We start from the raw sequence: 20,151 nt of genomic DNA on the forward strand, positions 1-20,151 counted from the left end.
ACAGAGAGGAACAGAGAATGAAAATGAAATGGATGACGACGACCGCGACGGCGGCCATTGCCATGCTGGCGACGGCAGGTGCCGCCTCGGCAGCGGGCGAGCTCAATATCTACAACTGGGGTGACTATACCAACCCGGAGCTGATCAAGAAGTTCGAGGCGAAGTTCGACGTCAAAGTGACGGTCACGGACTATGATTCGAACGACACGGCACTTGCCAAGGTCCGCGCCGGCGGCCACGGCTTCGACATCGTCGTACCGTCGGCGAACTACGTGCAGATCTGGGTCAAGGAAGGCCTGCTGCAGGAAGCCCGTCCGGACCAGATGGAGAACTTCAAGAATGTCGATACGCGCTGGGTCGACGTGCCGTGGGATCCGGGCCGTCACTACACCGTTCCGTGGCAGTGGGGCCTGACCGGCATTGGCGTCAACGCTTCCGTCTACAAGGGCGACATCAACACCTCGGCGATCTTCCTGGATCCGCCGGCGGAACTTGCCGGCAAGATCAACGTCGCGCCGGAAATGAACGACGTGCTCTTCGCCACCATCAAGTACTTCGGCGGCGAATGGTGCACGATGGACAAGGACGTGCTGCGCAAGGTCCGCGACAAGCTCGTCGAGGCGAAGACGAAATGGCTCGCCATGGACTACAGCGTGACCGAGAAGCTGCCGGCCGGCGACTATGCCGCCGTCTACTACTGGAACGGTGCCATCATGCGCTCGCGCCTGAAGAACGCCGACATCAAGTTCGGTTACCCGAAGGAAGGTTTCCCCTACTTCATGGACAGCGTCGCGCTGCTGAAGGATGCGAAGAACACCGAGAATGCCAAGCTGTTCATGAACTTCATCATGGATCCGGAAAACGCGGCCCTGATCTCCGCCTTCGCCAAGTATTCCAACGGCATCAAGGGTTCCGAAAAGTTCCTGCCGGCGGAAATGCAGAATGCACCGGAACTGGTCGTGCCGGCTGAATTCGAGCCTGCAGGCCAATTCCTTGCAAGCTGCGAACCGGATGTGCAGCAGCTCTACACGAAGATCTGGACCGAACTGCAGAAGTAAGCGGCAAGGCCGCGAAAACCGAGGACAGCTGGACGCGGGAAGGCTTTGCGCCTTCCCGCGCTTCGGTTGGATATGTCATGATCAAGACGTTCAAGGACGAGCACGGCTTTGCCCGTGCGGATGTTACACTCGCCAACTGGCGCACTGCCCCCTATAGCCGCTGGACCTTCCAGAATGTCCGCGATCTCGTGCCGACGGCGGTGATTGCGGCAGAGGTGCCGGCCGCCGAAGCGCCGCTTCCCAGCGACGCCTTTCTCGATGCGGCGATGGAGACAGGCCTAGCCGGTGCCGCGAGCGCCCGCGCCTTCCTCGACTTCGCCCATACAGACGCCTTCGTAATGATGCGCCGGGGCGAGATCGTCGCGGAATATTACGCACCGCATGCCGATCCGGATGCGCCGCACCTTGTCTTCTCCATCTCGAAGTCGCTGACGGCCGTCGTCTCCGGCATCCTGGAGGCGGACGGACTGATCGATCCCGACCGGCCGGTGACGGATTACCTGCCGGAGGCCAAGGGCAGCGTCTATGGCGACTGCACCTATCGCGACGTGCTCGACATGCGCGTCAGCCTGGATTTCGAGGAAGCCTATCTCGACCCGCACGGCGCCTTCGCGCGCTATCGCCGCGCCATGCTCTGGAACCCGCCGGAGCCGAACATTGCGCCGGAAACGCTCGCCTCCTTCCTCGTAACCCTCGAGAAGGCCGAGCGGCCGCATGGCGGGCCGTTCTACTATGCCTCGCCGAATGCCGATCTCCTCGGCGTCGTCATCGAGCGCGTCACCGGCGCTCGTTTTGCCGACCTCACCTCCGATCTTCTCTGGAAGCCGATGGGTGCCAAGGGCAATGCCAACATCACGGTGGACGCGATCGGCACGCCGCGCACCGCGGGCGGCGTTTCCATGACGGCGCGCGACCTTGCCCGTCTTGGTGAACTGCTGCGGAACCACGGCGTGCGCAACGGCCGGCAGATCGTGCCGGAAGGCTGGATCCGCGACATGCAGGAGAACGGCGACCGGGAGGCCTGGCAGCAGGGCCGCAATGTCGACCTGCCGAACGGGCGCTACCGCAGCCAGTGGTACCAGTCGGGTGAAGCCGATGGTGCCTTCTGCGCGATCGGTATCCACGGCCAGTGGCTCTATGTCGATCCGAGCACCGAGACCGTCATCGTCAAGCTCTCCTCCCAGCCGGAGCCGCTGGGCGACGAGGAGAACCAGGACAATTTCACGTTCTTCCGGGCGCTTTGCCGCCGGGCAATCTGAACGCATTTCAAGGATACGCCATGCAGACGGAAGCGAGCTTTATCATCCGCAATGCGCGGGTGCTGACCATGGACGCGGCGAACCCGCGGGCGAATGCGGTCGCCATTGCCGGAAACCGCATCCTGGCCGTCGGCTCCGAAGCGGAGATCGATGCCTTTTCGGGGCCCGACACCCATGTGATCGACGCCAAGGGCGGGACTGTCCTGCCCGGCTTCAACGAAGCGCACATGCACATTTTCGGCGGTTCGGCCGAACTCACCGAATTGTCGCTGGCCGGCGTCAAGGGATTTGACGCCCTCGAAAAGGCCGTGAAAGGCTATGCCGCCGACTATCCGGAGCGCCAGCTCCTCATCGCGCAGCAGGCGGACTACACGATCCTCTCTGACGACGAGCGCATGACGCGGCATCATCTCGACCGGATCCTGCCCGACCGCGCGCTCCTGATCGTCGCGCCCGACCACCACACCGCCTGGGCCAATACGACGGCGCTCAGGATGGGCGGCATCCTGGAGGGGCGGGATGTCGGCGTCGGCAACGAGATCGTCATGGCCGACGATGGTCTCGCGATCGGTGAACTGCGCGAGAGCAACGCCATCCGCCCCATTTCCGCCTTCGGCGAGACCGGCGGGCGCGAAATGCTCGGTGTCGGCACCGGCGGCGACCCGGAGCATGTGACGGCGGAAGAGCGTGCCGGCGATATCGAGGTCATCAAGCGGGGCCTTGCCTATGTGGCTTCGCTCGGCATTACCTCGCTGCAGAACATGGACGGCAGCCTCTACCAGCTTGAAATGCTCGACGAGATCGAGCGTACGGTGGGTCTGCCGGTGCGCGTGCGCATGCCCTTCCACATGAAGAATTTCATGCCGCTCTCGGATCTCGAGACGAAGGCGGCCGTGTGGCGTGACCGCTTCAACAACGATCGCCTGCGCTGCGATTTCGTCAAGCTCTTCATGGACGGCGTGACGGAATCGGGCACCGCCGTCTTCATCGACGACTATGCACACCAGCCTGGCTGGAAGGGCGACCCGCTGTTCTCGCAGGAACACTTCGACAGCATCGCGATTGCCGCCGACAAGCTGGGCCTGCCGGTGGCGGTTCACGCCATCGGCGACGGCGCCGTGCGCATGGTGCTTGATGGCTACGAGGCCGCCATCAAGGCGAACGGCAAGCGCGACAGCCGCAACCGCATCGAACATATCGAGGTCGTGCATCCCGACGATATCGGACGTTTCAAGGAACTCGGCACCGTCGCCTCGATGCAGCCGACCCATCCGCCGGGCAGCGCCGGCCTGCCGGTCGAGCCCTACCTCTCCTACATCGGCGAAGACCGCTGGCCCTATGCTTTCGCCTGGCGCACGCTGGTCGATGCCGGGGCGGAGATCGTCTTCGCCACGGATTGGCCGGTTTCCCCGCTCGACCCGATGAACTGCATCGAATGCGCCATGACGCGTGGTCTCTGGAAGGAGGGCCTGAAGGACGAACGGCTCTCGCTGGCCGAGACGCTGGCCGCCTATACGAAGAATGGCGCCTGGGTCGAGTTCATGGAAGACCGCAAGGGCATGCTGAAGGCGGGCTATCTCGCGGATGTCGTCGTGCTCTCGGACAATGTCGAGGCGGCCGAGCACGGGAAGCTCGCCGCGATCCGCCCTGTCACGACGATTTGCGACGGCCGCATCACCTTTCAGGCCTGAGCGGAGGGCGGCCGTGAAAGGCTCTATCCGCTAGGGGAAATCTGTGCGATAGGCCGGGCGATCATTCGTCCGGTCTTTCTATGTATCTCGCCGAAATCCTTGCCCTTTGCGCCGCCATCTGCATTGCGATGAGCAGCATGCTCGTTGGCGAATTGCGCGGCCGCCTACCGCTTCTCGATCTCGCGCGCCTGCAGATGGGCACCGCCTTTTTCATGACGGCCGCTGTATCCCTCGCCGTCGATGGCTGGCGCACGATAGGGCTCTGGCAGCTCGGTTTTCTTGCCGTTTCCAGCCTTTTCGGCATCATCATCGCGAGCACGACCTATTTCGCGGCGATCTATACCGCCGGCCCTCGCACCACGGCCTTGCTCTTCTCGCTCACCGCACCCTTTGCCGTCCTGTTCGGTTACCTTTTCCTCGGGGAAACGATAGACGGCCAGCAAGGAGCCGGTATCGCTTGCGTTCTCCTGGGGATCTTGCTCGCGATCGGTGCTCGGGGTACGGCGAAATCCAAAGGAACCGAGCGGGTCTCGTGGCTCGGTATCGTACTGGGCGTCGTTACGGCGCTTGGCCAGGCGCTCGGAAGCCTTGCTGCTCGTCCCGCGATGGCGGCCGGGGCCGAACCCTTCACGGCAATGGCCGTGCGCTCCGGGATTGCGGCCCTGTTCTTCCTGCTTCTCATGGCGGTTCCGCATCCGGCGGTAAAGCCGGCGGCGCAGATCGGAAAAAGGTCGCTGAGCCTTGCGGTCGGCTCTGCTTTCTTCGGTGTGGGCCTGGGCATGTCGCTGCTGATGGCCGCCTTGGCACATGGCAGCGTCGGCATCGTCTCGACGCTGTCTTCGATGACGCCGGTCGTGATCCTGCCCATGATCTGGGCCCGTACCGGCGCCGTGCCGCCGCCGCTGGCATGGCTGGGCGCGGCGCTGGCGGTCGCCGGAACGGCTCTGATCAGCCTTTAGGCGGTTCAGCCCTGACGCCCAAGATCGATGAGGTAGGTGTTTTCCGCGCGCGACTTCGCGTAATCCTCGGGGCGGATTTCCGCGAAGAGCAGGGTTTCGCCCTCTGCCGGCGCTTCGGCGAGCAGCTTGCCGTCGGGCGCTGCGATGCGTGACAGGCCGGCATAGGTGAAATGGTCGTCGGCGCCGCAATGGTTGATATAGGCGACGAAGACCTGGTTCTCGAAGGCGCGCACCTGGATCATGTGATTGGCGATGAAAGTGCCGGACGAGCCCTTCGGCAACGCCGTGGGCACGAGGACGAGATCGGCGCCGGCGAGCGCGAGACGCCGGACGTTTTCCGGAAACTCCACGTCGTAGCAGATCAGCATGCCGAGCCGGATGCCGCCGAGCTCCACCATGACGGAGGCAGGTGCGGCGGTGCGGAAGGCGGCGCGCTCGTAGTCGCCATAGAGATGAGACTTGCGGTAGACGGCGTTGGTACCGATGCCATCGGTAAAGAGCGCGCTGTTGTAGACATGCGTGCCGTCCTGTTCGGCAAAGCCCGCGACGATGGCAAGGGCGTTGTCGCGGGCGATCGCGCCGAGGCGCGTGGCAACGTCACCCGTTGCGGGGGATGCGAGACGGCTGAAGGCCGCCTCCCCTGCCCCATAGCCGGGAACGGCAAGTTCCGGCACGACGAGCAACCTGGCACCGCCGGCTGCCGCATCGGCGGCAGCTGCCGCGATGCGCTCGATATTGGCCTCGCCGTCGCCGGCAATGGCGTGCATCTGGAGGGCGGCGATCCGCATGCGGGCTCCTGTTCGTTGTGGCCTTCCGGCAGCAAGCGTCCCGCTCCTGACGGGCCGGCAGGGCGTTGTCGCTTGTCTTCGAGCCGCGAAAACGCCCTAACCTGGTGTCTTTCGTATTCCCGGACGGAGGATCGGTCCCCGCCTTCCGGACGTACTCTCGATCCTTGTTTTTGCCGCATTATCCGACGCCGAAGCGATTTCGCTTCGGCTGGAAATGCTCTAGTCCCGCGACGACATGGCGCCGAGCAGCTTCGGCAGGTCGCCGAAGCGGGCGACGAGACCGAAGATGGTGGCGGCGATGGCGACGAAGAGGATCGTGACCGAGGCCATCGTCGGCGTATAGCCGTAGCGCAGGGCGTTGAAGATCTTGATCGGCAGCGTCTCCATCGTGAAACCGATCGTCATGTAGGCAACGATATACTCGTTGAGCGACAGGACGAAGGCGAAGGCATAGCCGGAGATCAGATAGGGCAGGATGAGCGGCAGGACAACCGTGCGGAAGATCGTGCGGTCATCGGCGCCCATCGTGGAGGCTGCTTCCACCAGCGAACGGTCGATGGAAGAGAAGCCGAGCGAGAGCGTGACCAGCGGCAGCGTCACGAAGAAGATCGCATGGCTGATGACGGCTGTCGCGGGCTGGCCGTAGAAGCCGGTCGTCGCCCAGAAGGTGAGAAGGCCGAGCGCGGTGATGACCGGCGGCAGCGTGAAGGGCGCGACGCCGAGCAGCTGGAAGATGTTTGCCCAGGGCGCGTGGCGGCGCCAGAGGAACCAGGCGAGCGGCAGGGCGATGGCGAGCGCGACGGCCGCTGAAAGAGCCGCGAGCGTTATCGAGGCGAAGAGTGCGTTGCGCCACTCGACATTGGTGAAGATTTCGCCGTACCAGCCGAGCGAAAAGCCCTGCGGCGGGAAGGCGAGCGTCTGCTTCTCGTTGACCGAGACACCGGCCACCACGATGATCGGCAGCGAGAGAAAGAGGCCGATAAGGCCGAAATAGACCTTCTGCAGAAGCGCGTTCATGCGGCTTCTCCCTTGCGACCGGCATAGACCGTGAGTGCGACGAGGCCGAGCGTGACGAGCACGAGGAACACGGCCATGGCGGCGGCGAACGGCATGTTGGACTGGTAGATCGCCTGGTCGGTGATGAGCACCGAGAGCGTCCAGTGCTGCGGCCGGCCGAGGATCTGCGGCAGGAGGTAGGAGCCGAGCGCGAAGATGAACACCATGATCAGCGTCGCGACGATGGTGTTCCTGAGTGCCGGCACGACCACGGTGAAGAAAGATTTTACCGGCGAGGCGCCAAGCGTGCGCGCGGCCTCCGTCAGGGTGGGGTCGAGCCGCACCAGCGCGGGATAGAGCACGAGCACGGTATAGGGCAGCGCCTGGTAGGTCATGGCGGTCAACACCGCGCCGAAGCTCGGGTTGAGGGCCACCGCCTCGTTCATGATGCCGAGCATCACGAGCAGATTGGTAATACCGGCGGTACGCGAGAAGAGGGTCGACCAGGCAAAGCCGATGATGACTTCCGACAGCGACAGGATGGAGAGCAGCGCCACCAGCCAGAGCACCTGCGTCTTTCGCCGGGCGCGCGAGAGCAGATATGTGAAGGGGACGGCGAGCACCACACAGCAGATGGCGACCGTAATCGCCAGGAACAGCGAGAAGCCGAGCACCTTGCCGAAGAACAGGCTCAGGAAGCGGGCATAGTTGTCGAAGACGAAATCGGGCGAGTAGAACCCCGCCGGGTCGCGGCGGAAGAAGGAGACGGCGATCATCGTCGCGAAGGGCACGACGAAGAAGACGATCAGCATGCCCGCGGGAAAGAACAGCGGGCCGTAGTCGGAAAACTTCTGCGGAGCCTCGCGTCTCATGACTTCAGCACCACGCAATCGCCGGGGTTGAGCTGGATGCCGACGGTCTGGCCGACGGCAACGTCTGGCCGGGCATTCGGCATGGAGACGGCGACGACCTGCTTGCCGGCCGCCTCGACGAAGGTCTCGATCGTGCCGCCGAGATCGCGCACGAAGGTGACGGTCCCCGTGATCGGGGCGTTGCCGGCGGCGGTGAGGTGCACGTCTTCCGGGCGCACCGAGATGATGCCGGACTTGAGGCCCGCCGGGATGGAAAGGCCGGGCACCTGCGCGCCGAGCACGCTCGCGCCGGCGCCGCCGGCGGAGAAGTCGATGAGGTTGGTCATGCCGATGAAGTCGGCGACGAAGGTGTCGGCCGGGCGGCGGTAGATTTCGACGGGCGCGGCGGCCTGGCGGATTTCACCGCCGCTCATCACGACGACCGTGTCGGCCATGGTCATGGCCTCGCGCTGGTCGTGGGTGACGACGATGGTGGTGATGCCGAGGCGTTGCTGCAGCTGGCGCAGTTCCACCTGCATGGCCTCGCGCAGCTTCGCGTCGAGGGCGGAGAGCGGTTCGTCGAGCAGGAAGAGTTTCGGCGAGATGGCGAGCGCGCGGGCGATCGCGACGCGCTGGCGCTGGCCGCCGGAGAGCTTTGCGACCGGGCGGTCCGCGTAGCCTGTAAGGTGGATCATCGCGAGCAGCTCGTCGACGCGTTTCTTCTGCTCTTCCTTGCCGACGCCGCGGATGCGCAGCGAATAGGCGATGTTCTCGCCGACCGTCAGGTGCGGGAAAAGCGCCAGCGACTGGAAGACCATGCCGAGCTCCCGTTTGTGGGTCGGCACGTTGGTAATGTCCTTGCCGTCGAGCTTGATGGCGCCGCTCGTCGGAAGATCGAGGCCGGCGACCATGCGCATCAGGGTCGTCTTGCCGCAACCGGACGGGCCGAGAAGGCAGACGAAGGTGCCGTGCGGAACCGTCAGCTCGACATTCTTGACGGCCGTGAAGGTACCAAACTGCTTGACGATATTCTGGAGGGTCAATCCGGACATTGGAGCTCCGCTCGGCGCTGACGGTTTTGGGGCCGGCCGGCTGATTGTTCAGCCGGCCGGTCGAGTTCTGGAAGGCGCGGCTCAGCCCGCGATCATTTCCGTCCACTTCTGGTTCAGCCAGTCGGCCTTGGACGTGTAGAGGTCATAACGCGGGATGATCGGCTCGATGTCCGAGGACACCGCGGCGAACTCTTCGGCCGTGAGGTCGAGCAGATCGCGCTTCAGTGTCGGGGCGGTGCCGACCTTGCGCGACAGGAGCGCCTGGATCTTCGGCTGGCACATGTAGTTGATGAAGGTGTGGGCTTCTTCGGCCTTTTCGGAGGCACGCGACAGGGCCCAGCAACCGGAATCCATGATGCCGCCTTCCTTCGGGAAGGTGGAGCGGACCGGCTGGCCATCCTTTGCGGCAAGGCCCGTCACGTCATGGTAGTACTGGCCCATCGGGATTTCGCCCGACTTCAGCGACTGTTCGAACTGCGCCTCGTCGCGATACCACAGGCGGACGTTCGGCTTGACTTCGGCGAGCTTCTCGAAGGCCTTGACGAGGCCCTCCTCGGTGTCGAGCGCGTTGGTGCCACCGAAATGGGTCTTCGCGGTCACTTCCAGGAGGAACGAGTTCGAGACGAGCGCCAGCAGGCCGAGCTTGTCGGCGTTGGCCGGATCCCACAGCGCATTCCAGGAGGTCGGCGCTTCCTTGTAGACATCCGTGTTGGTGACGAGCGTGATGTACCAGGCGACGGCACCGATGCCGGCGACGCGGCCGTCGGGATACTTGTTGACGAAATGGTCGATGAGGTTCGATGAATTCGGGATCTTGGCCGTGTCGAGAGCGGCCCAGAGTTCGGTCGACTGGCCCTTCAGCATGGCGACCTGCGACATCATCGAGACGTCGGCCGGGGCCTGGCCGGCCTTGGCGGCCTGTTCGAGCTGGACGAGCCAGGCTTCGCCGGTCGGCTCGGCGACCGATTCCACGGCGATGCCGGTTTCCTTGGTGAAATCGGCAAAAATGTTCTTGTCGAACGAATCCTTGAAGTAGCCGCCATACACGCCGACCTTCAGCGACTTGTCCTGGGCGCGCAGCACGGCCGGCATGGCCAGCAGCGAGGCACCGGCAACGCCGGCACCCAGCACCGCGCGGCGGCTGACATTGGTCTTGAGGATGTCACGCATCGTCATTTTTCTCCTGTTAGGCCGGCCGATCGATCCGGCCGGTGCGTTCCCGTTGTTGCTATTGTATGTCAGGCGGTCCGGGCCACGGAAGGGCTGAAAACCATAAGGCTCAGAATTTCGAACAGCACCTGGGCGCCGGCATGGGCGGTGTTGGTCGTGGCGTCATATTGCGGGGCGACTTCGACGACGTCGCCGCCGACGAGATTGATGCCCTTGAGGCCGCGGATCAGCTCCAGAACCTCGCGGCTCGTCAGGCCGCCGATTTCCGGCGTACCGGTGCCAGGGGCGAAGCTCGGGTCGAGGCTGTCGATGTCGAAGGAGAGATAGGTCGGCCCGTCGCCAACGATCGCCTTCGCCTTCTCGATGATGGCAGGAATGCCGCGGCCGCTCACCTCTTCGGCGTGGATGACGGTCATGCCGGACTCATAGGAGAATTCCCAGAGATATTCCGACGAGCCGCGGATACCGATCTGGATCGTGCGGGTCGGGTCGAGCACGCCGTCGAGCACGGCGTTGCGGAACGGGCCGCCATGGTGGAACTTCGTCTGGTCGAAGGAGCCGCCGGTGTCGCAATGGGCATCGATATGGATCATGCCGACCGGCTGTTTCTTCCCGACCGCCTTCATGATCGGATGGGTGATCGAGTGGTCGCCGCCGACGGCGAGCGGGATCACGCCGGCATCGACGATCTGGTTGAAGCGCTTCTCGATGTCGTCATGGCTGAGCTCGAGGCGATAGCGGCTCTGGAAGGGTACGTCGCCGATATCGGCCACGCGCAGTTCCTGCACCGGGGCGCAATCGAGCACGTGGTTGTAGGGGCCGATGCGCTCGATGGAGCGCATGGCGCGCGGCCCGAAGCGCGAGCCGGGGCGGTTGGTGACGCCGAGATCCATCGGCACGCCCGTTATGGCGACCTGGAGATTGCCGAAATCGGGATTTTCCGCATCAAGGGGCATGTAAGGCGCGGAGAGGAAGGTCGGCACGCCGGCATAGGGCGCAAGGCGCGAGCCGCTCTTGGTGAAGATCTTGTCGGCGACCTTGCGGAAGGCCGGGTCGAACAGTTCGCCACCGTGGCTTGCGCCGTATTTTGCCTTGAGTTCGTCGAGCTTGCTGCCGCCCATTGTCCTTACCTCACCTGTCAGAAATGCGGGCAGACCGGGGGCCGGAGCAGAAGCGAGCCAAATGATGTTCCCCCGGGGCTTTGCCCTCGTTCTTCATAGTATCGTAATAAAACGGCTGGAAAATCAATTGACATTGTTGTAGCGGTTTGTGTGAGAAAAACTCACATACCGGAACCGCCTCCATGGCCTCGCGCCTGCCGCCGCTCAACCCGCTTCGCGCCTTCGAGGCGACCGCCCGCCGGGGCGCGGTTTCGGCTGCCGCGCGCGAGCTGAACGTGACGCACGGCGCGGTCAGCCACCAGATACGGGCACTGGAGGAATCGCTTGGCACCGTTCTTTTCGAGCGCGGCGGCAAGCGGCTCAAGCTGACGCCGCAGGGCGCGCTTCTGCTGCCCGCCGTTACCAATGCCTTCGGCGAGATCGCGGCAGCAACGGCGCTGATGAAGCAGCCGGAGACCCGCGGCGATCTCACCGTCACCTGCGTGCCGGCGCTCCTGTCGCTCTGGCTCATCCCGCGCCTCAACACCTTCACCGACCAGTTCCCCGGCGTGCGTGTGACGCTGATCGCCTCCAACGATCCCGACAATCTGCGCTCGCTCGACACGGATGTCAGCGTGCTCTACGGCGATGGCAACTGGCCGGATTGCTGGACGCGGCTCTGGTCGCATCTCCAGCTCTTTCCGGTGGCGAGCCCGACGCTGCTCAACAGCCGGCCGCTGCGCTCGGTGCGCGATCTTTCCGACCACACGCTGTTCCACGGCGACGACGGGCGCGAATGGAACACCTGGCTGGCGGCGGCGGATGCGATCGACGTGGTGCGCGGGCGCCAGCATTTCATGAGCGACGCGCGCCTTTCCACCGAGGCGGCGCTGCATGGCCAGGGTATCGCCCTCGGCGACACGATCACCGCCAGCAACCTCATCGCCCGCGGCGAACTCGTCGTGCCCTTCGACCTGACGGTGCCGGCCAATGACGCGTTCTATGTCGCCTGCCGGCAGGCGGTGCGCCAGGCGCCGATCGTCAAGGTGTTCATCGACTGGCTCTTTGCCTCGCTCGAAGAGAGCCTGCCCGAGCCGCAGACCTCCGCCCGCATGATATTGCGCGGCCGCAGCGGCCGGACCGGTGAAAACCATCACGCGACCGCAATCCCGGCCAAGCGCCGTGTTCCCTCCACCCCCCAGCGCAAGACCCGCGCCTGACCGCTACGGAAATGACAATGCCCCGTTTCAACCCGCTCGTCGAAACCCTTGCCGCCCCGCCGATCCCGTCCGTCTTCGCCTGGGGCGATGCCTATGATGGCCGTAGCGGCCCGATGATCGACCTGTCGCAGGCTGTGCCCGGTTATCCGCCGCATCCCGACATGCTGCGCCTGCTCGGCGAATATGCCGCTTCGCGCGCCTATACGGGCTATGGGCCGATCGAAGGCGAGGACAGCCTGCGCAAGGCCTATGCGCTGCATGTGGCGGAGGCCTACGGCGCGGCGATTGTCGCCGGCAATGTCCATATCACGGCCGGCTGCAACCAGGCCTTCATCTGTGCCGCCATGGCGGTCGCCGGAGCCGGTGATGCGGTGCTGATGACCGATCCCTACTATTTCAACCAGGAAACGACGCTCGCCATGCTGGGTATCAAGACCCGGTTTGCTGCCTGCGACCCCGCCAATGGGTTCCTGCCTGACATCGAGACGCTGGCATCGGCGATTACGCCCGACGTGCGCGCCGTCGCGCTCGTCTCTCCGAACAACCCCACCGGCGCCGTCTATCCGCCCGCCCTGCTGGCGCAGATCTACGATCTTTGCGCCGCACGCGGTGTCTGGCTCATTCTCGACGAGACCTATCGCGACTTCCTGCCGGCCGGTGCCGGCCGGCCGCATGACCTGTTCGGCCGGCCGGGCTGGGAGAGCACGCTGATCAGCCTCTACAGCTTCTCGAAATCCTTCTGCATACCCGGCCATCGCCTCGGCGCCATCACGGCGGGTGCCGGCGTGGTCGAGCAGGTCGCCAAGATCATGGACAACCTGCAGATCTGCCCGCCGCGCTCCGCCCAAGCCGCTGTTGCCACAGCCCTGCCACTCCTGGCCGACTGGCGCGAGGAGAACCGTCGGGAAATCGCCCGGCGGGTCGAGGCGCTGCTTTCGACTATGGCCGGCGCTCCGGCCTGGCGCGTTGGCGCGGTCGGCGCCTACTTCGCCTTCATTGGCCATCCGTTCGGCGAAGCGCCCTCCGCGCGGGTCGCGGAGAAGCTGGCCAAGGAGGCCGGCATTCTCTGCCTGCCCGGCAGCTATTTCGGTGCGCGGCAGGACGGCTACCTCCGCTTCGCCTTCGCCAATGCCGATGTGACGACGATCGGGCGGCTGCAGGAACGGCTCAACCGATTCGCCTTGGACTAATCAGCGGTTGCTACTTTTAGCTGAGCGAGACGATGTTCATGTAGACCCCAGGCATCACCGAATGTCTGGGGGCGGCAAAATCATTTCGCTCCTAATGGTTGCGTGTAGAAAATAGATGCAATCGCGCAAGCCGTGTCTTGTGCTTGCTCCGGTTGTCCTTATGGTCTTGACATGCTGCGCACCGGAGGACGTCCGGTCGCGGGGAAGAGGCTCAAGTCATGGGAACAGCGGGCGAAGTTGACGGGCCAACTACCGAAGACGCTCTTGGCGCCTCCTTGGTGGCGCAAGGCGTGGTGCATCAACTCCGTCGGGCCCACGGCCAGTTCCTTCACCGTTTCCTCCTCTATTTTTCGGCTATGAACCTGCGTCCGGCAGAGTTCAGCGCCCTCGCCCTGATCGCGGAAAATCCCGGGCGCAAGCAATCGGAGATTGCCGGAGCGATGGGTGTCCAACGGGCGAATTTCGTATCGCTGATGAACGAGCTCGAAGGGCGATGTCTGATCGAGCGGCGTGCTGCGCCGAACGACCGGCGCTCTCACGCCCTTTATGTAACTCCAGCCGGGGCGAGCCTATTTGCAGATGCCCGCAAGGCGGAGGCGGATTTTGAGGCGGATTGCCTGGAGCGACTTGGCGGTACGCGGGCGCGCGACCAGTTCCTGGTCCTCCTCACGCTTCTCTTCGGTTGAGTCTTTCCGGTGGATCCGGGCTTGACCTTGCCATGCGGGAAGGTTTCAGCATGGGTGACCAATCAGGAGACCCTTCATGAGTGACAATGCCCGCCTCGCCTTCACTGTTGCGGATATGACCTGCGGTCATTGTGCCAAGACGATCACGGGCGCGGTCCTTTCTGCCTTTCCGGCCGCCAAGATCGAGATCGATCTCGGCACGAAGCGCGTTTCGGTTGAGAATGCCGGCGACCGCTCTGCCGTCGCCTCTGTCATCGAAGCTGAGGGCTATTCGCCGGTCGACGCCGCCTGAGCGCAAAAGGCCGCTTGATCTTGACAGACGGGGCACTGCGCGACCATTTCCAGAACGTGATGACGGCCCACTTTGCTCGTATGCTGACGGCTCGCCTGGCTTTTCCTGGCGCGCCGGATGGGTCGGCAGGCACTGCGCTTTGCGCAATGCCCACCGTCTCGATCCTGCTGCGGCCGGAATGTTTTCCCGCGGCTTTCTGCAAGGGAGACTATGCATGAACATCGGCGAAGCGGCAGAGGCGACGGGCGTCACCGCCAAGATGATCCGGCATTACGAAGAGATCGGCCTCATCCGGGCGGCCGGCCGCACGGGCGCGGGCTACCGCGTCTACGGCGCGAAGGACCTCTCGACGCTCTCCTTCATTCGGCGTGCGCGTGATCTCGGCTTTTCCATCGCCCAGATCCGCGACCTGCTCGCGCTCTGGCAGGACCGCGAACGCGCTTCCGGTGACGTCAAGCGCATCGCCAGCGCGCATGTCGCCGAGATGAAGGAAAAGATGCGCCTGCTGCAGGAGATGGTGCAGACGCTGGAGCACCTTTCCGCGCATTGCCACGGCGACGACCGGCCGGATTGCCCGATCCTCGAACAGCTTGCGGCCGGCAAGGCCGAGGAAAAATGTTGCTGACTTAGACCGCGGGCGACAGGTGCTCGTGGACTGCGAGCCAGCGGCCGGACGGGTCGCGGGAGAAGACGATGGTCTCGCGCTCGTTGTTCCTTACGGTCTCGCCACCGATGGAAAGATCGGTCTCGACGGCGTGGGTGAAGATCGCGACGTTGCCGGCAAACTGCACCTGTCGGTCCGTCGAACGGCAGGCGAGCACGCGGAAACCGTCGCGCTTCTCCCAGAGGGCCCACTCGGCCTCGTAGGCGGCGCGGCTGTCGAGGCGGCGGTCGAGATTGTAGAAGAGGAAGCTCGCCTCTTCAGCGAAGGCGGCGAAATAGGCCTCGCGGTCGTGCCGTGCAAAGGCGTCGACCAGCGCATCGGCGGTGGCAAGGACGGTGGTTTCCGGTTCGGTCATGCGGGGAGGCTTCCTGTCGCTCAGACGATCTTGACGGTGCTGATGAGCGCGGCGATGGGCTCGTGCTGGGTGTTGACGCGCGCCTTCAGTTCTTCGAGCGGCATGGCGTCGACCTTGCAGAACTCGATGAACATCATATTGAGATTGTTGAAGAAAAGCTCACCCATCGCCTTGGTGTCGACGCTGGCCTGTACGATGCCGCGGGCCTGCAGGGTCTCGACGAGGCGAATGACTTGCGCGCAGAGCTGGCCGTCGAGTTCGCTGTAGCGCCGGGAGAGCGGCATGTCCGGCTGCTGGATGGAGATCGCCATGGCCGTACGCCACATCTCCTTGGAGAGGTAGTAGAGCGAATGGTCGTAATACTGCTCGATCAGCGCACGCAGCGCTTCGGCGACGTTCAGCGGTGGGTTGGCGACGATGCGCGTGCCGGCTTCCAGCACCTCCGTCACCTCCATCGCCACGGTCGCGACGAGGATGTCGCCCTTGTTCTGGTAGTAGTTGTAGAGTGTGCCGACGGAGACCTCCGCCATCTCGGCGATGTCCTCGATACGCGCGCTGTCATAGCCCTCGCGGCGAAACAGCGTGGTCGCGGCCTCGAGGATGCGACGTGTCCTGTCCGCCTTCTGTTTTGCGCGCAATCCGGCCATGGAACCTCCGTTGGAATCTCCTCAAAAATGAGATTGACTTAAAAAATGAACTCGTTCAATCTTTTTCTCAAGGCGTCGCAACGAGCGCCATTCGCCAGGCCGAAAACCTGCAGCCAGAGGGAAAGATGATGATGACCACCGTTTCCCGCGGCCCGTTCCGCCGAATGCTTCTTGCCACCGCCGCCGCGCTTGTTCTCGCTCCCGCAGGTGCGATGGCGCAGGATGAGTTGAACGCGCTCGTCTGGTGCGACCACACCGACCCGGCGCTCGTGGAACCCTTCGAAAAGGCCAACAACGTCAAGGTGAACCTCAAGGAATACGAGGGCACGGGCGCGGCGATCTCGATCATCGAGCAGTCGCGTCCCGGCGACTGGGACGTGCTGGTCATCGACGCCGTCGACGTGCCGCGCGCCATCGACATGGAAATCCTCGGCGAGATGCCGGCCGACAAGCTGCCGCTCGGCGACCTCTTTCCGGAAGTGCGCATGGAAGAGACGACGACCAATGACGGCAAGGTCTACGCCGTCACGGAAAAATTCGGCTACAACACGATTTCCTACGACAAGACGAAGGTCGACCCGGCGGACATGGACGACCTTTCGGTGATCTGGTCGGAGAAGTACAAGGGCCGCATCGCGCTTTACGACTACTACCTGCCGATGGTTGGCCTGACAGGCGTCGGCATCGGCAAGAAGACGGCCGAGCTGAAGCAGGACGACCTGTCGGCGATCAAGGAAAAGCTCTTCGAGATGAAGAAGGTCGCCCGCCAGGTGAGCGACGTCGTCGCCTCGCAGACGGCGCTGGCGACGGGCGAAGTGGACATCGTCGTCGGTGGCGGCGAGTGGCTGACGGCCGGGCTTTCGGCGGAAAAGCCGAATCTCGACTGGACGATCCCGAAACAGGGCGCGCTGCGCTGGGCGCAGTCGATCGGCGTCTTCAAGGATTCGGAGAAGCAGGACCTGGCGCTGAAATTCGTGCAGTATATCGTCAGCCCCGAGGGGCAGGCGCGGCTTGCGACCTCCTCCTGCTACTGGGCGATGCCGGCGAACGCCAAGGCGGGCGAGCACCTGACCGACCAGCAGAAGACGGCGCTGCGCTGGGACAGGCAGCCGGACTACCTGAAGAACTCGCAGCTTTATCCGGTGGCGGATGCCGACATGGATGCGGCGATGCAGGATATCTGGACGGAGATGTTGCAGCAGTAAGGGTTTGATGGAGCGCAGTCGCCCGCGTCGTTGGGCAATTGCATCAGGTTCGCCCCTCACCCTAACCCTCTCCCCGCAAGCGGGGAGAGGGGACTTGCCCCACGAACCGGTCACCGGTCGAGGAAGCCGATGCGGCATACCCCCGTCTCCCCGCCTGCGGGGAGAAGGTGCCGGCAGGCGGATGAGGGGCGGCACCAGCATAGAGCGCGAACGGAGACCCGACCGCATGACCACCACCGCCCTCGAACGCGCTGAGCGCCGCAAGGCCTGGGCCTTTGCCCTGCCGGCGCTCGCCTGGACGGGCTTCTTCTTCCTCGTGCCCTTGGCCTATATCGCGGCGATCAGTTTCTGGACGCGGCAGGGGCGCGAGATCGTCGCGACCTGGACGCTCGACAACTACCTCGCCTTCTTCGGCAAGGCGCATTTCTTCAAGGGGCTCACCGTCTCGCTGGAGATCACAGCCATCGTCACCGTCATCTCGGTGCTGCTCGCCTATCCGCTCGCCTGGATCATCGCGGAGCGCGTGCCGAAGAAGTGGCAGCGCTTCGCCCTCGTCATGGCCATCCTGCCGTTCTGGACCTCCTATGTCGTGCGCTCCTATTCCTGGCTGCTGGTGCTCTCCAAGGGCGGCGTCGTCAATCAGGCGCTGCTCGCCCTCGGCGTCATCGCCGAGCCGCTGGAGCTTTCGGCCAACCGCACCGGCACGGTCATCGGCTTCGTGCACTTCTTCGTCATGCTGCTGACGCTGACGATCTACGCCAACCTCATCCAGCTTTCTCCGAACTATCGCCGCGCGGCGGCAGACCTCGGGGCAAACGCTTTCCAGACTTTTTGGCATGTCGTGCTGCCGCTGACGCTGCCCGGCATCATGGTCGGCGCGTTCCTGACCTTCGTGCTGTGCATCGGCGACTACATCACGCCGCAGATCCTCGGCGGCAACAACGAATTGGTGCTGCCGCAGGTCATCATGCTGCAACTGGGACGACGGGCGGATTTCCCGATGGCGGCCGCGCTCTCGCTGGTTCTGATGGTCGTCGTGACGCTCGCCTATATCGCCTGCGCCCGCTGGCTGAAGATGGAGAGGACCTGACCATGCGGCACCTCACCACGGCACTGGCGGCGCTCTATGCCGGCCTGCTCTATCTCTTCATTTTCCTGCCGGTCGTCGTGCTGGTGTTGTTCTCCTTCCAGGACGGCACGCTGCCGGTGCCGCCGCTGAACGGGCTGACGCTGCGCTGGTACGAGGCGATCTTTGCCGACGGCAAGTTGATGGCGGCGCTCGGCAATTCGCTTCTCGTCGCGATCCTCTCCTCGGCGGTCGCCTGCGTGCTCGGCTTTCTCGCGGCCTATGCCTTCGCGCGCTACACGCTGCCGGCCTCCGGCCTGCTGCGCGGCCTCATCGTCGCGCCGATGACGGTGAGCACGCTGATCATCGGGCTCGGCCTGCTCTCGATGCTGAACGTCACGGGCCTCCGTCTTTCGCTTCTGACCGTCGGCATCGGCCATGTGGTGATCAACCTGCCGCTGTGCTTTGCCATCATCTATGCCTCGATGGGCGGACATCAGGTGAATATCGAGCGGGCGGCGCGCGATCTCGGCGCGAAGGACTGGCAGGTCATGCTGCTCGTCACCGCGCCCATGCTGCTGCCGTCGATCCTTGCCGCCTTCTTCCTCTCCGTCACCTTCAGTTGGGACGAATTCATCGTCGCCTTCCTGCTGTCGCGCTTCGACGTGACGCTGCCGGTCGAGATCTGGAGCATGCTGCGCTCGGGTCTCGATCCCAAGACCAATGCCATCGGCTCCGTCGTCTTCCTCATCTCCGTGGCGTTCCTCGTCGTGATGGAACTCGCCGTCTTCCGCAAAACCGGGAAATCCTCATGACCGCCGACGTTTCCATCAAGAACGCCACCAAGGTTTTCGGCGCTTTCCGGGCACTGGACGACGTCTCGCTCGATATTGCCGCCGGCGAGTTCATCGTGCTGCTCGGCCCCTCCGGCTGCGGCAAGACCACGCTGCTCTCCATCCTCGGCGGCTTCATCGAGCCGACCTCGGGCACGATCGCGATCGGCGGGCGGGACATGACCTTCGTGCCGCCGGCCAAACGCCCGACGACCACCATGTTCCAGGACTATGCGCTCTTTCCGCATATGTGCCTGCGCGACAATGTCGGCTTCGGCCTCAGGATGCGCGGCATGGGCAAGGCGGAGCGTTACGAGAAGGCATTTTCCTATCTCGATCTCGTCGGGCTCAGGGCGTCCTCCGCCAAGAAGCCGCACGAACTCTCGGGCGGCCAGCGGCAGCGCGTGGCGCTCGCCCGGGCGCTGGCGGTCGATCCCGACGTGCTGCTGCTCGACGAGCCGCTCGGCGCGCTGGACCTGAAGCTGCGCCGGCAGATGCAGGACGAATTGAAGGCCATCCAGAAGCGCGTCGGCACGACCTTCGTGCATGTCACGCACGACCAGGAAGAGGCGATGGCGATCGCCGATCGCATCGTCGTCATGAACAAGGGGCGCATCGAGGATGTCGGCACGCCCGCCTCGATCTACATGCGCCCGCGCTCGCTGTTTTCCGCCGGCTTCATGGGCGAGGCGAATTTTCTGCCGGCCACGGTGCGCGGCACGGCGGCAAACGAGGCCGAAGTGGAAACCGCGCTCGGCCGCGTCGCCCTGCCCGCCTCCGCCTTCGTCTCGGGTCTGCCGGCGGCGGGGCGGGATGTGACGCTCTGCATCCGGCCGGAGCATTTTCGCAGTGCCGGTGCGGCGGTGCCGACCGTCTCGCTGGGGCGCGGCCGGATCACCGGCAGCGCCTTCTTCGGCACGCATCACCGCTGCCATGTTACCGCGGGCGGGGCGAGCCTCACCGCCCATCTGCCGCAGACCGAGACGCCTGACATCGGCGGCGAGCTTGACCTTCGGCTGAAGGCGGATAGCATCGTCGTGCTTCAGGACGGAGCGGGAGTTTAGGGTCA

General features: G+C 64.3%; 21 protein-coding genes. 13 read left to right on the plus strand and 8 right to left on the minus strand.

Annotation, left to right across the window (positions count from 1 at the left end):
• The first annotated feature begins 23 nt into the window (after nt 1–23).
• From AKG11_RS16485 to AKG11_RS16500, 4 genes are all read left to right on the plus strand, one after another.
• Nucleotides 24–1,058, plus strand: a complete 1,035-nt coding sequence (locus AKG11_RS16485) for an extracellular solute-binding protein (protein ID WP_037409688.1) — start codon at nt 24–26, stop codon at nt 1,056–1,058.
• Nucleotides 1,059–1,135: 77 nt separating this feature from the next.
• Nucleotides 1,136–2,317, plus strand: a complete 1,182-nt coding sequence (locus AKG11_RS16490) for a serine hydrolase domain-containing protein (protein WP_050744653.1) — start codon at nt 1,136–1,138, stop codon at nt 2,315–2,317.
• Between the two features lie 20 nt (nt 2,318–2,337).
• Entirely contained in the window at nt 2,338–4,008 is a 1,671-nt protein-coding gene (locus AKG11_RS16495; RefSeq protein ID WP_050744954.1) for an amidohydrolase, read from the plus strand.
• Between the two features lie 80 nt (nt 4,009–4,088).
• On the plus strand, nt 4,089–4,967 hold the full coding sequence (locus AKG11_RS16500; protein WP_050744654.1) for a DMT family transporter: 879 nt from the start codon (nt 4,089–4,091) through the stop codon (nt 4,965–4,967).
• A gap of 5 nt (nt 4,968–4,972) precedes the next feature.
• Here AKG11_RS16500 and AKG11_RS16505 read toward each other — a convergent pair whose 3' ends face one another.
• The 6 genes from AKG11_RS16505 to speB form a co-directional block, all read right to left on the minus strand.
• Nucleotides 4,973–5,755, minus strand: coding sequence for a carbon-nitrogen hydrolase family protein (locus AKG11_RS16505; RefSeq protein ID WP_050744655.1), 783 nt, complete (start codon nt 5,753–5,755; stop codon nt 4,973–4,975).
• Between the two features lie 219 nt (nt 5,756–5,974).
• Nucleotides 5,975–6,772, minus strand: coding sequence for an ABC transporter permease (locus AKG11_RS16510; RefSeq protein ID WP_050744656.1), 798 nt, complete (start codon nt 6,770–6,772; stop codon nt 5,975–5,977).
• Nucleotides 6,769–7,623: an ABC transporter permease gene (locus AKG11_RS16515; RefSeq protein ID WP_023515374.1), complete on the minus strand. Its 855-nt coding sequence runs from the start codon at nt 7,621–7,623 to the stop codon at nt 6,769–6,771. The genes AKG11_RS16510 and AKG11_RS16515 overlap by 4 nt, the downstream gene beginning before the upstream one ends.
• Nucleotides 7,620–8,654: an ABC transporter ATP-binding protein gene (locus tag AKG11_RS16520; protein ID WP_050744657.1), complete on the minus strand. Its 1,035-nt coding sequence runs from the start codon at nt 8,652–8,654 to the stop codon at nt 7,620–7,622. Before AKG11_RS16520 ends, AKG11_RS16515 begins: the two co-directional genes overlap by 4 nt.
• Nucleotides 8,655–8,735: 81 nt before the next feature.
• On the minus strand, nt 8,736–9,824 hold the full coding sequence (locus AKG11_RS16525; protein ID WP_023516960.1) for an ABC transporter substrate-binding protein: 1,089 nt from the start codon (nt 9,822–9,824) through the stop codon (nt 8,736–8,738).
• A 68-nt stretch (nt 9,825–9,892) separates the two neighbouring features.
• Nucleotides 9,893–10,945, minus strand: coding sequence for an agmatinase (gene speB, locus AKG11_RS16530; RefSeq protein ID WP_050744658.1), 1,053 nt, complete (start codon nt 10,943–10,945; stop codon nt 9,893–9,895).
• Between the two features lie 182 nt (nt 10,946–11,127).
• Between speB and AKG11_RS16535 the strand changes: the two genes are divergently transcribed.
• The 5 genes from AKG11_RS16535 to cueR all read left to right on the plus strand — a co-directional run bounded on the left by AKG11_RS16535 (nt 11,128) and on the right by cueR (nt 14,937).
• Entirely contained in the window at nt 11,128–12,144 is a 1,017-nt protein-coding gene (locus tag AKG11_RS16535; protein WP_050744659.1) for a LysR substrate-binding domain-containing protein, read from the plus strand.
• 17 nt (nt 12,145–12,161) lie between these two features.
• Complete coding sequence (locus AKG11_RS16540; RefSeq protein ID WP_023516963.1) at nt 12,162–13,334, plus strand: aminotransferase; 1,173 nt, start codon at nt 12,162–12,164, stop codon at nt 13,332–13,334.
• Nucleotides 13,335–13,552: 218 nt separating this feature from the next.
• The gene (locus tag AKG11_RS16545) at nt 13,553–14,020 is read left to right on the plus strand and encodes a MarR family winged helix-turn-helix transcriptional regulator (RefSeq protein ID WP_050744660.1); all 468 of its coding nucleotides are present in this window, start codon (nt 13,553–13,555) and stop codon (nt 14,018–14,020) included.
• Between the two features lie 76 nt (nt 14,021–14,096).
• Nucleotides 14,097–14,312 carry a heavy-metal-associated domain-containing protein gene (locus AKG11_RS16550; RefSeq protein WP_023515675.1) on the plus strand — a complete coding sequence of 72 codons (216 nt, stop codon included), beginning with the start codon at nt 14,097–14,099 and terminating at the stop codon, nt 14,310–14,312.
• 214 nt (nt 14,313–14,526) lie between these two features.
• Nucleotides 14,527–14,937 carry a Cu(I)-responsive transcriptional regulator gene (cueR, locus tag AKG11_RS16560; protein WP_023515676.1) on the plus strand — a complete coding sequence of 137 codons (411 nt, stop codon included), beginning with the start codon at nt 14,527–14,529 and terminating at the stop codon, nt 14,935–14,937.
• A 1-nt stretch (nt 14,938) separates the two neighbouring features.
• Here cueR and AKG11_RS16565 read toward each other — a convergent pair whose 3' ends face one another.
• Together AKG11_RS16565 and AKG11_RS16570 are read right to left on the minus strand one after the other, a co-directional pair.
• Complete coding sequence (locus AKG11_RS16565; protein WP_050744662.1) at nt 14,939–15,331, minus strand: YybH family protein; 393 nt, start codon at nt 15,329–15,331, stop codon at nt 14,939–14,941.
• A 20-nt stretch (nt 15,332–15,351) separates the two neighbouring features.
• Nucleotides 15,352–15,978, minus strand: coding sequence for a TetR/AcrR family transcriptional regulator (locus tag AKG11_RS16570; RefSeq protein ID WP_023515678.1), 627 nt, complete (start codon nt 15,976–15,978; stop codon nt 15,352–15,354).
• A gap of 131 nt (nt 15,979–16,109) precedes the next feature.
• Between AKG11_RS16570 and AKG11_RS16575 the strand changes: the two genes are divergently transcribed.
• The 4 genes from AKG11_RS16575 (at nt 16,110) to AKG11_RS35845 (ending at nt 20,146) form a co-directional block, all read left to right on the plus strand.
• Nucleotides 16,110–17,183: a polyamine ABC transporter substrate-binding protein gene (locus AKG11_RS16575; RefSeq protein WP_050744955.1), complete on the plus strand. Its 1,074-nt coding sequence runs from the start codon at nt 16,110–16,112 to the stop codon at nt 17,181–17,183.
• 226 nt (nt 17,184–17,409) lie between these two features.
• Nucleotides 17,410–18,273: an ABC transporter permease gene (locus tag AKG11_RS16580; protein ID WP_050744663.1), complete on the plus strand. Its 864-nt coding sequence runs from the start codon at nt 17,410–17,412 to the stop codon at nt 18,271–18,273.
• A gap of 2 nt (nt 18,274–18,275) precedes the next feature.
• Nucleotides 18,276–19,064, plus strand: a complete 789-nt coding sequence (locus tag AKG11_RS16585; RefSeq protein ID WP_197283990.1) for an ABC transporter permease — start codon at nt 18,276–18,278, stop codon at nt 19,062–19,064.
• Nucleotides 19,061–20,146 (plus strand): ABC transporter ATP-binding protein, encoded by a 1,086-nt coding sequence (locus tag AKG11_RS35845; RefSeq protein WP_050744664.1) that lies wholly within the window; start codon nt 19,061–19,063, stop codon nt 20,144–20,146. The genes AKG11_RS16585 and AKG11_RS35845 overlap by 4 nt, the downstream gene beginning before the upstream one ends.
• Nucleotides 20,147–20,151 lie beyond the last annotated feature (5 nt).

It is taken from the genome of Shinella sp. SUS2, from assembly GCF_001262505.1.
Lineage (GTDB): Bacteria > Pseudomonadota > Alphaproteobacteria > Rhizobiales > Rhizobiaceae > Shinella.